Here is a 14612-nt window from a genome sequence, read left to right on the forward strand (position 1 = left end):
CGCGTGTTTACTGGGCTGGAGCGGGGTACGATTTTTTGCAAAGGGATTTTATGCGGGTTTGCGCGACAGTCGTGCATTGCTCGCAGGGCGGCTGGGCTGCATAATGTAGCCCCTTTTTTCAGCCCCTACATGTGGAAGGTTCCCGTGACTCAGAAGCCCGACCAGTGTCTTGGTGAGTGGATTGATCGTGAAGCGCTTGCAGAAGCGATGATCCCGCTTATCGGTCAGCTCTACCGCAATAACAATGTGGTGAGTTCGATCTATGGCCGCAGCCTGATCAACCAGTCTGTCATCGCGATTCTCAAGGCTCACCGCTTTGCTCGCCATCGTCAGAGTGATGATGCCGAACTGTCCGTCCACGAGACTTTCCCGCTGCTCAAGGCGATGAGCGAGCTCAAGCTGGGCGCCGCTTCGGTGGACCTCGGCAAGCTGGCCGTGAAGTTCAAGGCCCAGGGCAATGGCCGCACTGCCGAGCAGTTCGTCCGCGAAGAACTGGCCGATGTCGTCGGTCAGCAGAATGTTTCCGCACGCAAGGGCACTGACGTGGTGCTGTACGGCTTCGGTCGTATCGGCCGCCTGCTGGCGCGCATCCTCATCGAGAAAACCGGTGGCGGCGACGGCCTGCGCCTGCGCGCCATCGTCGTGCGCAAGGGCGCCGAGAACGACCTGACCAAGCGCGCCAGCCTGCTGCGTCGCGATTCGGTGCACGGTTCGTTCAACGGCACCATCACCATCGACGAAGAAAACAACACCATCACCGCCAACGGTAACCTGATCCAGGTGATCTACGCGAAGAACCCGACCGAGGTGGACTACACCCAGTACGGCATCAAGGACGCCCTGCTGGTGGACAACACCGGTGTATGGCGTGACGCCGATGGCCTGGGCCAGCACCTGGCCTGCCCGGGTATCGACCGCGTGGTCCTGACCGCGCCGGGCAAGGGCAAGCTGAAGAACATCGTTCACGGCATCAACCACGGTGAAATCACCGCTGACGACAAGATCGTTTCCGCGGCGTCCTGCACCACCAACGCCATCGTGCCGGTGCTCAAGGCCGTCAACGACAAGTTCGGCATCGTCAACGGCCACGTTGAAACCGTTCACTCGTACACCAACGACCAGAACCTGATCGACAACTTCCACAAGGGCGATCGCCGTGGCCGCAGCGCCGCGCTGAACATGGTGATCACCGAGACCGGCGCAGCCACCGCGGCTGCCAAGGCCTTGCCTGAACTGGCCGGCAAGCTGACCGGTAACGCGATCCGCGTACCGACGCCGAACGTGTCGATGGCGATCCTGAACCTGAACCTGGGTACTGCCACCACCCGTGAAGAGATGAACGAGTACCTGCGCTACATGGCGCTGCACTCGGATCTGCACAAGCAGATCGACTTCGTCAACTCGCAGGAAGTGGTATCCACCGACTTCGTCGGTTCGCGTCACGCCGGTGTGGTCGATGCCGAAGCCACTATCTGCAACGACAACCGCGTTGTCCTGTACGTCTGGTACGACAACGAGTTCGGTTACAGCTGCCAGGTGGTGCGCGTGATGGAAGACATGGCCGGGGTCAACCCGCCAGCGTTCCCGCGCTAAGCGCTAGCCGCACATGAAAACGCCCCGACCAGTCGGGGCGTTTTTGTTTGTGGCGAGGGGGATTGCCCGCTCGCCACGGGCGTCTACTCAGGCTTGGCTGGAAGCCGCCATCTGTGCGGTACGCAGTTCGTGCTTGTTGCCACGGAACAGTACCAGGGTGGCGATCAGGCCCAACACGGCCGCGCCACTGAGCCAGATGCCCGGTGCCGCCTTGTTGTCCAGCACGTGGATCAGGTAGGTGCAGGCCGCCGGAGTGAAGCCGCCGAAGGTCGCGGTCGCCAGGCTGTAGGCCAGGGAGAAGCCGGTGGTACGGACTTCGACCGGCATGATCTCGGTCAGGGCAACCACCATCGCGCCGTTGTACGAACCGTAGAGGAACGACAGCCACAGTTCGGCGATCAGCAGGCGGCTGAAGCTCGGATCCGCCACCAGCCAGGACAGTACCGGGTAGGCCGTGAGGATCGCCAGGATGGTCGCCGCCAGCAGCAGCGGCTTGCGGCCGATCTTGTCGGAAACGGCACCCATCACCGGCAGCCAGAAGAAGTTCGACAGGCCGATGCACACGGTCACCAGCAAAGCGTCGAAGTCCGACAGGTGCAGCTCGGCTTTACCGAAGGTCGGGGTATAGGCCGTGATCAGGTAGAAGGACACCGTGGTCATGACCACCAGCGCCATGCCTGCCAGCACCAGGCCGAAGTTCTGACCGATCGAGCGCATCACTTCCTGCAGGGTCGGACGATGTTTGCGCGCCTGGAACTCGGGGGTTTCTTCCAGCGAGCGACGGATGATGAAAATCGCCGGGACGATCATGCAACCGACCAGGAACGGCACGCGCCAGCCCCATTCACCCATTTGCTCGGGGCTCAGCCAGTGGTTGAGACCCACGCCCAGCAAGCCGGCGAAGACCACCGCGGCCTGTTGGCTGGCGGACTGCCAACTGACGAAAAAGCCCTTGCGGCCCGGGGTCGAGATCTCGGCCAGGTAGACCGAGACGCCACCCAGCTCCACGCCGGCGGAGAAACCTTGCAGCAGTCGGCCCAGCAGGACCAGCAGCGGGGCGGCCACGCCCAGGGTCGCGTAACCCGGTACACAGGCGATCAGCACCGTACCCGCGGCCATCAGGGCCAGGGTGATGATCAGCCCCTGGCGACGACCATGGCGGTCGATATAGGCGCCGAGGAAGATCGCACCCAGCGGACGCATCAGGAAGCCGGCACCAAAGGTGGCCAGCGAAAGCATCAGGGAAGCGAATGCACTGTCGGCAGGAAAGAAGGTTTTAGCGATGGCCGTGGCGTAGAAGCCGTAGACCATGAAGTCGAACATCTCAAGAAAGTTGCCGCTGACAACGCGAAAGATCGCCTTGCCCTTGCCCGTACTCGAGGCCATTTTTATTCACTCACTTTGGCTGTCTTATAAGCAATCCTTCGTCTTTGCTCGTCCTTACTGATCCTTTCAGGCATACGCACGCTGGCAGAACAGTTTTGTAACGATATGTGTATTAGGGTTATCGGGCAACAAAAAAACCAAGCTTGCTGGCTAAATGGCACAGTCCGCGGACTAGAGCGGTTCATTGGGTTTTTGCGTGAGCAGGGTTTCGCGCAACGGTGGTCCTGGCGAATGTCCTTTAAACTCTGGTGCAATGCGCAGCCTCGAATGGCGCCTTCACAACCTGTGCCATTGCCCCGGAGGCCCGGATTTTGCTAAGAACAACCCTGCGATTGCTCGCTGCTGCGGCGTTCCTGCTGGTTTCCGGCTGTGATGGGGGAGACTCGCTGGAGCGTTTTGGCGGCCCGACCATGGGGAGCACCTACTCCATCCAGTATGTGCGGCGCGCGGGCGGGCCGGCGGTCAGCGAGGTCAGGCGCGAGGTGGAAGCGATCCTGGCGCAGGTCGACCAACAGATGTCGACCTATCGCAGTGATTCGGACATCGAGCATTTCAACGATCTGCCGGCCAACCGCTGCCAGGTCATGCCGGCGCCGATCCTTGAGTTGGTGCGTGTCGGCGAGCAGCTTTCGCTGGCCAGCGACGGCGCCTACGACCTGACGGTGGAGCCGCTGATGAACCTTTGGGGATTCGGCCCGCAAGGGCGCGCGGAGAAGGTGCCGGAGGCCGCGCAACTGGCCGAGGCCCGCCAGCGCGTCGGGCATGCTCACCTGCGTATCGATGGCGAGCAGTTGTGCAAGGATGCGGCCGTGCAGGTCGATTTCGACAGCATTGCCGCCGGCTACACCGTGGACCGGATTGCCCGGCGGCTGACGGCGATGGGCATCGACAGCTTTCTGGCCGAGGCCACGGGGGAGCTCAAGGCGGTCGGCAGGAAACCCGACGGCAGCCCCTGGCGTGTCGCGCTGGAGGAGCCGCGGGACGATCGCCAGGTCGCGCAGCGGGTCGTCGATATCGACGGCTACGGGGTGTCCACTTCCGGTGACTATCGCAACTATTTCGAGCAGGATGGCCGACGCTATTCCCATACCTTCGATGCCCGCACCGGCGCGCCGATCACCCACGACCTGGCGGCGGTCACGGTGATTCATCCCTCGACCCTGATGGCCGATGGCTTGTCGACGCTGTTGCTGATCCTGGGGCCCGAGCGCGGCTGGGACTATGCGGAAAAACACGATGTCGCCGCATTTTTTGTGATTCGTGCCGATAAAGGTTTCGTCACACGAACGAATTCGGCGTTTGACCGATTATTGAAAAGCAAGGCGCATTAACATGGGGCGCCTGACATGTAGTGCAGGCAAGACTAGCCTACGACGCGACCAAGGGTTAATGTGCGCGGCGTTGACGCTTCTATAGACTGCACACCGAGATTTGATCCTTCATGTCGCTGGCCGCGACATGATTTAGCCGCAGGTGCCAGAGGGGTGCCTCGGCCTGTTCTGAGGAGTACGCATGGCTGTCTACAACTACGACGTAGTGGTACTGGGTTCCGGCCCCGCTGGAGAAGGTGCGGCAATGAACGCCGCCAAAGCAGGGCGCAAGGTGGCGATGGTCGACAGCCGTCGGCAGGTCGGCGGTAACTGCACCCACCTGGGGACCATCCCGTCCAAGGCCCTGCGTCACTCTGTGCGGCAGATCATGCAGTTCAACACCAACCCGATGTTCCGGGCCATCGGTGAGCCGCGCTGGTTCTCGTTCCCGGACGTGCTCAAGAGCGCGGAGAAGGTGATCTCCAAGCAGGTCGCCTCGCGCACCGGCTACTACGCCCGCAACCGCGTGGACCTGTTCTTCGGCACCGGCAGCTTCGCCGACGAGCAGACCATCGAAGTGGTCTGCTCCAACGGCGTGGTCGAGAAACTGGTGGCCAAGCACATCATCATCGCCACCGGTTCGCGTCCCTATCGCCCGGCCGATATCGATTTCCACCACCCGCGTATCTACGATAGCGACACCATCCTCAGCCTGGGCCATACCCCGCGCAAGCTGATCATCTACGGTGCCGGGGTGATCGGTTGCGAGTACGCCTCGATCTTCAGTGGCCTGGGGGTTCTGGTGGAACTGGTGGACAACCGCGACCAGTTGCTCAGCTTCCTCGACTCGGAGATTTCCCAGGCGCTGAGCTACCACTTCAGCAACAACAACATCACCGTGCGCCACAACGAAGAGTACGAGCGTGTCGAAGGCCTGGACAACGGGGTGATCCTGCACCTGAAGTCGGGCAAGAAGATCAAGGCCGATGCCTTGCTCTGGTGTAACGGCCGTACCGGCAACACCGACAAGCTGGGCATGGAGAACATCGGCGTCAAGGTCAACGGCCGCGGCCAGATCGAGGTCGACGAGAACTATCGCACCTGCGTGCCGAACATCTATGGCGCCGGTGACGTGATCGGCTGGCCGAGCCTGGCCAGTGCCGCGCACGACCAGGGGCGTTCGGCGGCGGGCAGCATTGTCGACAACGGCAGCTGGCGTTATGTCAACGACGTACCGACCGGGATCTACACCATTCCGGAGATCAGCTCGATCGGCAAGAACGAGCATGAACTGACCAAGGCCAAGGTGCCTTACGAAGTCGGCAAGGCGTTCTTCAAGAGCATGGCCCGGGCACAGATCGCCGGCGAGCCGCAAGGCATGCTGAAGATCCTGTTCCATCGTGAAACCCTGGAAGTCCTGGGCGTTCACTGCTTCGGTTACCAGGCATCGGAGATCGTGCACATCGGCCAGGCGATCATGAACCAGCCGGGCGAGCACAACACGCTGAAGTACTTCGTCAACACCACCTTCAACTACCCGACCATGGCCGAAGCCTATCGGGTAGCGGCCTACGATGGTCTCAACCGGCTTTTTTGAGCGGCTCCGGCCGGTGGCCTGAGCCGGCCGGGGAGACCGATTTCAGCCTTTCCCAAGTGTGGTCGTGGCCAAACCGGGAAAGTCTGTAATCAGGCTATCGACGCCGAAGTCGGCGAGCCTGCGCATCAGCGCCGGCTCGTTGACTGTCCACACCGACACATGCAGACCCTGACGCTGGGCCTTGATCAGGCGTTCCGGGGTGCAGAGTGTCCAGTTCAACGCCAGAATCTCGCAGCCATAACTCTGGGCGACCTTCAACGGGTCGAGCCAGGCGTACTCGGCTACCAGTCCGCGTGACAGGTCCGGGGTCAGCTCCAGGGCGGCCTTGAGCACTTCGCGGGAACTGGAGGTGACGGTGACCTTGTCCAGCAGGCCGAAGCGCTGGGCCATCTCGCGGATCGCCAGGACGGTGGTCGCGGCGCGGGTGCGCGAGGCGCTCTTGACCTCCAGTTGCCAGTGTTCGAAATCGCACTGCTCGAACAGCTCTTCCAGGCGCGGGATCGGGCAGGGGGTGATCCAGCCCGGACCGCCCTTGCGCGCGTCATAGGTCACCAGGTCGGCGGCCGAATGCTCGACCACCTTGCCGCGCCGGTCGGTGGTGCGCTTGAGGGTCGGATCATGGATCACCATCAACTCGCCATCCATGGACAGGTGCAAATCCAGTTCGCAGCGGCGCACGCCGTGTTTGAGGCACTCCTGGAAGCTGGTCAGGGTGTTTTCCGGTGCTTCGCCTTTGGCACCACGATGGCCATAAATCAGAGTCACGACTGCTCCTTCAAGGAAAAAATGATCCTGCAAATAATCGGGGTCGCACGATGAATCCAGGGCTCAACTCGCCTCGGGATCGTTTTGCTCGCGGGCCAGGCGTCGTTGCAGCGCCTGTTTCTGCAAGATATAGCGGGCCAGCAACTGGCGCTGGGCATCGGTCAATGATTCGAACTCGGTGCCGATTTCGAAGGTACCGAAGCTCTGCGGTTCGCAGTGGGTCACCTTGGCCCGCAGCAGCAGGCCGAGAGCCTGCGGCATCAGCACCAGCTTGACCGCCAGGTGAGTGCCGGCCGGGTAGGCCATGTGATGACTGAACTCGATGCCGCCTTCGGAGATGATCACCGCCTGCGGTTCGCCGAACTCGCCGAGCACGGTCATCGCCATCACCTGGCTCAGCAGGTCGATGCGCTTGTTCTGGGATTTCAGGTAGGCCGACAGGGCCCGGTCGCGCTCGCTGACCTGACGCAGCAGATGCTGCGATTCGAATTCGCTCAGGTGCAGTTCGCTCAGCAGATTGAAGAGTGGCGACGCATCCTGCAACACTTCCTTGTCCGCGGCATCGGCGGCAGACAGGGGGCGGATTTCCAGTGCGATCGTGTCCTCGATACGGTAGTATTCGCGGCGATCTTCTTCATCTAATGTCGACATGGCGAACCCAAGGCAGAGGTGATGGTCTGAGTGTAAAGCTGCTGACCCCACCTCGCCACATGGACGTCTTCTTTTCCTCCGAACTTCTTTGCCTTCGAACTAGCCTCCGACATGTTCAGACCACTCTTCGTATTCATCGGCACGCGTTACACCCGTGCAAAGCGTCGCAATCACTTTGTTTCCTTCATTTCCCTGACTTCGATGATCGGCCTCGCCCTCGGCGTGGTGGTGATGATCGTGGTGCTTTCGGTGATGAACGGTTTCGACCGTGAGATGCGCAACCGTGTCCTGGGCATGGTGCCCCATGCGACCATCGAGTCGGACGAGCCGATCGGCGACTGGCAGAGCCTGGCGGGCAAGGTCCTGCAGAATCCGAAAGTCGCCGCCGTGGCCCCGTTCACCCAGATGCAGGGGTTGCTGACCAACAACGGCCAGGTGCAGAAGGTGCTGCTCAATGCCATCGACCCGGCGCAGGAGCGCAAGGTCTCGATCATCGACCAGTTCATGCAGCAGGGGCAGCTCGATGCGTTGTCGCCCGGCAGCTTCGGTATCGTCATCGGCGACAAGGCGGCGACCAAGCTCGGGGTCGGTCTCGGCGACAAGCTGACCTTCGTCGCCCCGGAGGTCACGGTGACGCCGGCGGGGATGTTTCCGCGGATGAAGCGTTTTACCGTGGTCGGCATCTTCCATGTCGGGGCCGGTGAGCTGGACGGCTATCTCGGCCTGACCAATCTCGACGATCTTGCGCGCCTGCATCGCTGGAAGCCGGATCAGGTCCAGGGCCTGCGCCTGAAGTTCAACGATCTGTTCCAGGCACCACGTACCGCCTGGGAAATCGCCCAGCAGTTGGGTGACAGCCACTACTACGCCCGCGACTGGACCCGTACCCACGGCAACCTGTACCAGGCGATCAAGATGGAAAAGGCCATGATCGGCCTGCTGTTGCTGCTGATCGTCGCGGTGGCGGCGTTCAACATCATCTCGACCCTGGTGATGGTGGTGAACGACAAGAAAGGCGATATCGCGATCCTGCGCACCCTGGGCGCCACGCCCGGGCAGATCATGGCGATCTTCATGGTCCAGGGCACCGTGATCGGCGTGGTGGGCACGCTGATCGGCGCGGCCGTGGGGATTTTCGCCGCGCTCAATGTCAGTGCCGCGATCTCCGCCCTCGAAGGCCTGATCGGCCACAAGTTCCTCAATGCCGACGTGTATTTCATCGACTACCTGCCGTCCCAGCTGATGGCCGAGGACGTCTTGATGGTCTGCGGCGCGGCGTTGCTCCTGAGTTTCCTCGCCACCCTGTATCCAGCCTGGCGTGCGGCGCGCACCCAGCCTGCGGAGGCGCTACGTTATGAGTGAATTGGGCATGAGTGATAAAGCAGTGCTGAGTTGCCGCAACCTGGGCAAATCCTACGAGGAGGGCCCGGAGTCGGTGGTGGTGCTGTCCGGCCTGCAGCTTGAGTTGCACGCGGGCGAGCGGGTGGCGATCGTCGGCAGTTCCGGCTCCGGCAAGAGTACCTTGCTCAACCTGCTGGGCGGACTGGATACGCCGTCCCAGGGCAGTGTCTGGCTGGCCGGCGAAGAACTCTCGGCGCTGGGTGAGAAGGCCCGTGGGCTGCTGCGCAACCGCTCCCTGGGTTTCGTCTACCAGTTCCACCACCTGCTGCCGGAGTTCACCGCGCTGGAGAACGTCTGCATGCCGTTGCTGATCGGTCGCACGGCGATTCCCGAAGCACGCCAGCGCGCTACCGCGTTGTTGGAGCGGGTGGGCCTGGGCCACCGCCTGGAGCACAAGCCGGCCGAGCTGTCCGGCGGTGAGCGCCAGCGCGTGGCGATTGCCCGGGCACTGGTGAACAAACCCGGCCTGGTGATGCTCGACGAGCCGACCGGCAACCTCGACCACCACACTGCCCAGGGTATCCAGGACCTGATGCTGGAACTCAGCACCTCGATGCGCACGGCGTTCCTGGTGGTGACCCATGACATGAACCTGGCCCGCCAGATGGACCGAGTGCTGCATCTGGAAGACGGCAAGCTGGTTGCAATCTGATTCGCCAGGACCCGGCCGCTTGCCGTAGTGCGAGTGCCGGGTCCCTTACTTTCTCTACGGTGGCCTGCGAATGTTCCGACCGTTATCGATTTTCATCGGCACGCGCTATACCCGCGCCAAGCGCCGCAACCGTTTTGTCTCGTTTATCTCGATGACCTCGATGATCGGCCTCGCCCTGGGCGTGCTGGCGATGATCGTGGTGCTGTCGGTGATGAACGGTTTCCAGAAGGAAATGCAGTCGCGCATTCTCGGCATGGTGCCCCATGCGACCATCGTCGGCGTGAAGCCCATCGATGACTGGCAGCCGGTGGCCGCCGCGGCGATGAAGAACCCCGAGGTGACCGCGGCGGTGCCGTTCACCGAAATGGACGGGATGCTCTCGTACAAGGGGTCGATGCAGCCGATCCAGATCAGCGGTGTCGATCCGGCCCAGGAAGGCAAGGTCTCGATCGTTGCCCAGCACATTGTCCAGGGCAAGCTGGATGACCTGAAGCCGGGCGAGTTCGGCGTGGTGATCGGCGAGATCACCGCGCGGCGCTTTCGCCTGAATGTCGGCGACAAGCTGACCCTGATCGTTCCGGAGCTGAGTTCCGCGCCCGGTGGCATCACCCCGCGCATGCAGCGTCTGAACGTGGTCGGAGTATTCAAGGTCGGTGCCGAGCTGGACGGTTCGATGGCCCTGATCCATATGGCCGACGCGGCGGATATCCAGCACTGGCAACCGAACCAGGTGCAGAGCGTGCGCCTGGCGGTCAAGGACCTGTATGCCGCGCCGCAGGTCTCGACCCGCATTGCCGGTGGGCTGGGGGCCGGGTTCACGGCGGATGACTGGACCCACACCCAGGGCAGCCTGTTCAGCGCGATGAAGATGGAAAAGACCATGATCGGCCTGCTGCTGCTGATGATCGTTGCCGTGGCGGCGTTCAATATCATCGCGACGCTGATCATGGTGGTGAACGACAAGGGCGCGGATATCGCGATCCTGCGCACCATCGGCGCCACGCCCCGGCAGATCATGGCGATCTTCATGGTCCAGGGCACGGTGATCGGTATTGTCGGAACCTTGATCGGTGGTGTGCTCGGGGTGATCGCGGCGCTGAACGTCAGTGAACTGGTGGGTTGGATCGAGCGGATCAGCGGGCAGCACATCTTCAGTTCCGATGTGTATTTCGTCAGTAACCTGCCGTCGCAGTTGCAGGCCGGGGATGTGGTGCTGATCTGTTCGGCCGGGTTTATCCTCAGCTTCCTGGCGACCCTGTACCCGGCGTATCGGGCGGCGAAGATCGAACCGGCGCATGCCTTGAGATATTCGTAAGTTTTTGGGGCGCGATCTTCCTGTCATCCCCTGTAGGAGCCGGCTTGCTGGCGATAGCGGTTTCAAAGTCCACATCTCTATCGCCGGATAAATCGTAATCGCCAGCAAGCCGGCTCCTACAGGTTTGACTGCTGGCGCGGCAACTCGATGATAAACCGTGTCCAGCCGGCTTCTGATTCGCAACGAATCTGCCCGCCATGGGCCTGGATGATCGATCGGGTAATCGCCAGCCCGAGCCCCGCATGTTCGCTGCTGCCTTCATGGCGGGCCGGGTCCGCCCGGTAGAAACGGTCGAACAACCGGGGCAACAATGGTGCCGCAATGCCCTCGCCGCTGTTCTCCACATTGATCCGCAACCCGGACCGGGTCGTCTCCAGGCGGATACGGATCTCGCCACCCGCAGGCGTGAAGCGCAGGGCGTTGTCCAGCAGATTGGACACGGCACGGCGCAGCATGCTCCGGTCGCCCGACAGGCTGGCTGCCCCTTCCCTTGTCAGGCGTACCTGGTTGTCTTCCGCCAGCGGTGCAAAGAACTCCAGCAGCACATCGACCTCATCCGCCAGTTCCAGCGGCTCGTGCCTGGGGCTGAGCAGGCCATGGTCGGCTTTCGCCAGGTACAACATGTCGTTGACCAGTTGCGCCATCCATTGCAGTTCCTCGAGGTTGCTGTGCAAGGCCTCGCGGTAGTCCTCCAGTGGACGCGGGCGGGTCAGGGTGACCTGGGTGTGGGTCAACAGGTTCGACAGCGGGGTGCGCAACTCGTGGGCGATATCGGCGGAAAAGGCCGAGAGACGCTGGAAGGAGTCCTCCAGGCGTCCGAGCATGGCATTGAAAGCCTGCGCCAGCTCGGCCAGTTCCGGCGGCATCTGCCCGGTGTCCAGGCGTCGGGTCAGGGAACTGGCGGAGATACTGCCCGCCACATCGCTCATGCGCCGCAGTGGGCGCAAGCCACTGCGGGCAGCCCAGGCGCCGAGCAGGGCGGTAGCCAGGGCCGAGAGACCGACCGTCAGCCAGATCAACTGCTGCATGCGTTGCAGAAAGTGCTGGTGATGGGTGATGTCGAGTATCAGGGTCAGCCGCGGCGAGCTGGCCTGGCCGGGCGTCAGGGGCGCGTTGAAGACCCGGTAGGCGGTTCCGTCGATCTGCAGGCTGGTCAGCCCCGGTTGCGCGGGCAAGGCGTCGGGCAGGGCGCGGGCGGCGTCGAACCAGGATTGGCCATTGGCACCATGGATTCTCAGGGCGAGGTCCGGCCGCAGGTTGATTTCGGCTCGCAGGCGTTCGACCTTGAGCTGGAAGTCGCCGAAGTCATCCACCTGGCCGAGGGTGTTGCGCAGGGCGACCAGTCGACCGTCCAGCAGTTGCTGGTCAAGTTCGATGAAGTGCGACTCGCTGGCACGGCTGAACAGCACGCCGGCCACCAGTGAAACCATGGCGGTGCAGGCCGCGAACAACAGTGCCAGGCGGCCGGCGAGGGACAGGCGGCGCATCAGAGTGTCCGCTCTTCAAGCACGTAGCCCATGCCGCGCACGGTGTGAATCAGCTTGTTCGGATGGGGATCGTCGATTTTCAGGCGCAGACGGCGGATGGCCACCTCGATGACATTGGTGTCGCTGTCGAAATTCATGTCCCAGACCTGGGAGGCGATCAGCGATTTGGGCAGCACCTCGCCCTGGCGGCGCAGGAGCATTTCCAGCAGGGCGAACTCCTTGGCGGTCAGGTCGATGCGCTGGCCCGCCCGTTCGACCCGACGACGAATCAGGTCCAGGCGCAGGTCGGCCACCTGCAGGCTGGTTTCCTGGGTGCTGCCGCCACGCCTCAGCAGGCTGCGCACCCGCGCCAGCAGTTCGGAGAAGGCGAAAGGCTTGACCAGGTAATCGTCGGCCCCCAGTTCCAGGCCGTGGACACGGTCTTCGACTGCATCGCGGGCGGTCAAGAACAGCACCGGGATATCCAGGCCGGCCGCGCGGACCGCTTGCAGGATCTGCCAGCCGTCACGACCGGGCAGCATCACATCGAGGATCAGCAGGTCGTAGTCGCCGGTCAGCGCCAGATGCTGGCCGGTGGTGCCGTCCGCCACCAGTTCGCTGTTGAATCCGGCCTCGTTCAGGCCCTGGCGCAGGTAATGGCCGGTTTTCGCTTGGTCTTCGACGATCAGCAGTTTCATGGATGACTCATGGCAAATAGAACAGTGACGTTATACAGGTGGTCCGGTCGCTCCAGCCGAAGCTGACAAAGTTGTAATCTGTTCGTCAGCTTGCTGGCAGCGGCCCGCCTCTACAGTCTTGCACAGAGTGAAGCCCATCCCGTTGGAGTGTGAGTATGTTTGTTGCTACTGGGTTTGTGCGTAACGGTCTGGCGCTTGCCGGCCTGCTGATGCTGAGTCTGCCGGCCTGGGCCTCGCCGGCCCACTATGACTTCGGCCAGCCCGCACCCGCCGCGAAGGCCACCCGCACTATCGAAGTGACCATGACCGATATCGCCTTCAGCGCCAAGGAGCTGGAGGTCAAGGCCGGTGAGACCGTGCGTTTCGTGTTGATCAACAAAGGCCGATTGCTGCATGAGTTCAACCTTGGCGAAGCCTCGATGCATGCCGCGCACCAGCAGGAAATGCTCAAGATGCAGCAGAGCGGCATGTTGACGCCGACCGGCATGCAGATGGCCGGGATGGATCATTCCGCCATGGCGGGCATGGATCACGGGATGAAACATGACGATCCCAATAGTGTGCTGGTGGAGCCGGGCAAGACCGCCGAACTGACCTGGACCTTCAGCAAGGCCGATAACCTGCAGTTTGCCTGCAATATTCCCGGTCATTACCAGGCGGGCATGGTCGGCCAGCTGAAAGTCGACCGCTGAGTCAAGCGGGTTTCATCCCCACGCTGAAAGCCGGACGTAAACCCGATAGACTTGTCGGGTTCATTCTTTCAGGTTTCCGTTATGCATCCCGCAGCCGAACACTCGCCGCTGGGCAAGTCCAGTGAGTACATCGCTACCTACACCCCGTCCTTGCTGTTCCCGATCCCGCGCGCGGCGAAATGGGCCGAACTGGGCCTGAGCGCCGATACCTTGCCTTATCGGGGCGTGGATTTCTGGAACTGCTTCGAGCTGTCCTGGCTGCTGCCGTCGGGCAAACCGGTGGTGGCGATCGGCGAGTTCTGCATTCCCGCGGATTCGCCGAATATCATCGAATCCAAGTCCTTCAAGCTGTACCTCAACTCCTTGAACCAGACGCCATTCACCGATACCGCGAGCCTGGAGGCGGTGTTGCGTGCCGATCTGTCGGCTGCCGCCGGGAAGCCGGTGGGCGTGCGGGTCCGCTCCCTGGGCGACGTGCAGGCCGAGGGCGTGGTGGCCTTGCCGGGCGTATGCATCGACGACCTGGATATCAGTGTCAGCGACTATGCCCATCCGCGTCCCGAGCTGCTACGTTGCGATGAGTCGCGGGTGATCGAGGAGAGCGTGCACAGCCATCTGCTCAAGTCCAATTGCCCGGTCACCAGCCAGCCGGACTGGGGTAGCGTTGTCGTCGAGTATCGTGGCGCGGCGCTGGATCACGCGAGCCTGCTGGCGTACCTGGTGAGCTTCCGCCAGCACTCGGATTTCCATGAGCAGTGCGTGGAGCGGATCTTCCTCGACCTGCAGCGTCTGCTGAAGCCGGAGAAACTGACGGTGTATGCGCGTTATGTACGGCGGGGCGGGCTGGATATCAATCCGTACCGCAGCACCGAGGCGGTCGAGTTCCAGAACCTGCGGTTGGTTCGGCAGTAAGGTTGAACGCTGACCTTGTGGGAGCTGGCTTGCCGGCGATGGCGATCGAAAGGACGATGCAAAACTCCAGGGCCTCATCGCCGGCAAGCCGGCTCCCACAGGTTTCATAGCGTTTTCAAGGCCATGTTTCCCTGGGTAAAAATCAGATTTGCGCAGGCATGAAAAAGCCCCGAC

General features: G+C 62.3%; 13 protein-coding genes. 8 read left to right on the top strand and 5 right to left on the bottom strand.

Translation table 11 applies throughout. From position 1 onward, the window contains the following. The first annotated feature begins 129 nt into the window (after positions 1 to 129). Positions 130 to 1593 carry a glyceraldehyde-3-phosphate dehydrogenase gene (locus tag HX881_RS21855; RefSeq protein ID WP_042937138.1) on the top strand — a complete coding sequence of 488 codons (1464 nt, stop codon included), beginning with the start codon at positions 130 to 132 and terminating at the stop codon, positions 1591 to 1593. An 87-nt stretch (positions 1594 to 1680) separates the two neighbouring features. On the opposite strand, the gene tcuC is transcribed toward HX881_RS21855, so the two are convergent. Next, positions 1681 to 2979, bottom strand: coding sequence for an MFS transporter (tcuC, locus tag HX881_RS21860; protein WP_017129584.1), 1299 nt, complete (start codon positions 2977 to 2979; stop codon positions 1681 to 1683). Positions 2980 to 3332: 353 nt separating this feature from the next. Here tcuC and HX881_RS21865 point away from each other — a divergent pair, with 353 nt between their 5' ends. After that, on the top strand, positions 3333 to 4310 hold the full coding sequence (locus HX881_RS21865; RefSeq protein WP_177086880.1) for an FAD:protein FMN transferase: 978 nt from the start codon (positions 3333 to 3335) through the stop codon (positions 4308 to 4310). A 181-nt stretch (positions 4311 to 4491) separates the two neighbouring features. Next, positions 4492 to 5886 (top strand): Si-specific NAD(P)(+) transhydrogenase, encoded by a 1395-nt coding sequence (gene sthA / locus HX881_RS21870; protein ID WP_042937136.1) that lies wholly within the window; start codon positions 4492 to 4494, stop codon positions 5884 to 5886. Between the two features lie 42 nt (positions 5887 to 5928). Here sthA and HX881_RS21875 read toward each other — a convergent pair whose 3' ends face one another. Together HX881_RS21875 and HX881_RS21880 are read right to left on the bottom strand one after the other, a co-directional pair. Beyond that, positions 5929 to 6651: a glycerophosphodiester phosphodiesterase family protein gene (locus HX881_RS21875; protein WP_177086578.1), complete on the bottom strand. Its 723-nt coding sequence runs from the start codon at positions 6649 to 6651 to the stop codon at positions 5929 to 5931. Positions 6652 to 6714: 63 nt separating this feature from the next. Next, positions 6715 to 7302, bottom strand: coding sequence for a PilZ domain-containing protein (locus HX881_RS21880; protein ID WP_017129580.1), 588 nt, complete (start codon positions 7300 to 7302; stop codon positions 6715 to 6717). Between the two features lie 111 nt (positions 7303 to 7413). Between HX881_RS21880 and HX881_RS21885 the strand changes: the two genes are divergently transcribed. The 3 genes from HX881_RS21885 (at position 7414) to HX881_RS21895 (ending at position 10670) form a co-directional block, all read left to right on the top strand. Next, positions 7414 to 8664 (top strand): lipoprotein-releasing ABC transporter permease subunit, encoded by a 1251-nt coding sequence (locus HX881_RS21885; RefSeq protein ID WP_017129579.1) that lies wholly within the window; start codon positions 7414 to 7416, stop codon positions 8662 to 8664. 7 nt (positions 8665 to 8671) lie between these two features. Continuing rightward, positions 8672 to 9355, top strand: a complete 684-nt coding sequence (gene lolD / locus HX881_RS21890) for a lipoprotein-releasing ABC transporter ATP-binding protein LolD (RefSeq protein ID WP_167331660.1) — start codon at positions 8672 to 8674, stop codon at positions 9353 to 9355. Positions 9356 to 9425: 70 nt separating this feature from the next. Continuing rightward, positions 9426 to 10670: a lipoprotein-releasing ABC transporter permease subunit gene (locus HX881_RS21895; protein ID WP_017129577.1), complete on the top strand. Its 1245-nt coding sequence runs from the start codon at positions 9426 to 9428 to the stop codon at positions 10668 to 10670. 116 nt (positions 10671 to 10786) lie between these two features. Here HX881_RS21895 and HX881_RS21900 read toward each other — a convergent pair whose 3' ends face one another. Both HX881_RS21900 and HX881_RS21905 read right to left on the bottom strand, forming a co-directional pair. Next, on the bottom strand, positions 10787 to 12157 hold the full coding sequence (locus HX881_RS21900) for a heavy metal sensor histidine kinase (RefSeq protein ID WP_177086579.1): 1371 nt from the start codon (positions 12155 to 12157) through the stop codon (positions 10787 to 10789). After that, positions 12157 to 12834, bottom strand: a complete 678-nt coding sequence (locus tag HX881_RS21905; protein WP_177086580.1) for a heavy metal response regulator transcription factor — start codon at positions 12832 to 12834, stop codon at positions 12157 to 12159. The genes HX881_RS21900 and HX881_RS21905 overlap by 1 nt, the downstream gene beginning before the upstream one ends. Positions 12835 to 12989: 155 nt before the next feature. Here HX881_RS21905 and copI point away from each other — a divergent pair, with 155 nt between their 5' ends. Next, entirely contained in the window at positions 12990 to 13526 is a 537-nt protein-coding gene (gene copI, locus HX881_RS21910; protein ID WP_017129574.1) for a copper-resistant cuproprotein CopI, read from the top strand. Positions 13527 to 13607: 81 nt separating this feature from the next. Beyond that, positions 13608 to 14438 carry an NADPH-dependent 7-cyano-7-deazaguanine reductase QueF gene (gene queF, locus HX881_RS21915; protein ID WP_177086581.1) on the top strand — a complete coding sequence of 277 codons (831 nt, stop codon included), beginning with the start codon at positions 13608 to 13610 and terminating at the stop codon, positions 14436 to 14438. Positions 14439 to 14612: the final 174 nt, after the last annotated feature.

It is taken from the genome of Pseudomonas gingeri (genome assembly GCF_013386115.1).
In the GTDB taxonomy this organism is placed as follows: Bacteria; Pseudomonadota; Gammaproteobacteria; order Pseudomonadales; family Pseudomonadaceae; genus Aquipseudomonas; species Aquipseudomonas gingeri.

Bases quoted from the DNA above. Each gene is read 5' to 3' on its own strand.
- HX881_RS21855 (WP_042937138.1), top strand. From the start codon at position 130: ATGTGGAAGGTTCCCGTGACTCAGAAGCCCGACCAGTGTCTTGGTGAG.
- tcuC (WP_017129584.1), bottom strand. From the start codon at position 2,979: ATGGCCTCGAGTACGGGCAAGGGCAAGGCGATCTTTCGCGTTGTCAGC.
- sthA (WP_042937136.1), top strand. From the start codon at position 4,492: ATGGCTGTCTACAACTACGACGTAGTGGTACTGGGTTCCGGCCCCGCT.
- HX881_RS21880 (WP_017129580.1), bottom strand. From the start codon at position 7,302: ATGTCGACATTAGATGAAGAAGATCGCCGCGAATACTACCGTATCGAG.
- HX881_RS21885 (WP_017129579.1), top strand. From the start codon at position 7,414: ATGTTCAGACCACTCTTCGTATTCATCGGCACGCGTTACACCCGTGCA.
- lolD (WP_167331660.1), top strand. From the start codon at position 8,672: ATGAGTGATAAAGCAGTGCTGAGTTGCCGCAACCTGGGCAAATCCTAC.
- HX881_RS21895 (WP_017129577.1), top strand. From the start codon at position 9,426: ATGTTCCGACCGTTATCGATTTTCATCGGCACGCGCTATACCCGCGCC.
- HX881_RS21900 (WP_177086579.1), bottom strand. From the start codon at position 12,157: ATGCGCCGCCTGTCCCTCGCCGGCCGCCTGGCACTGTTGTTCGCGGCC.
- HX881_RS21905 (WP_177086580.1), bottom strand. From the start codon at position 12,834: ATGAAACTGCTGATCGTCGAAGACCAAGCGAAAACCGGCCATTACCTG.
- copI (WP_017129574.1), top strand. From the start codon at position 12,990: ATGTTTGTTGCTACTGGGTTTGTGCGTAACGGTCTGGCGCTTGCCGGC.
- queF (WP_177086581.1), top strand. From the start codon at position 13,608: ATGCATCCCGCAGCCGAACACTCGCCGCTGGGCAAGTCCAGTGAGTAC.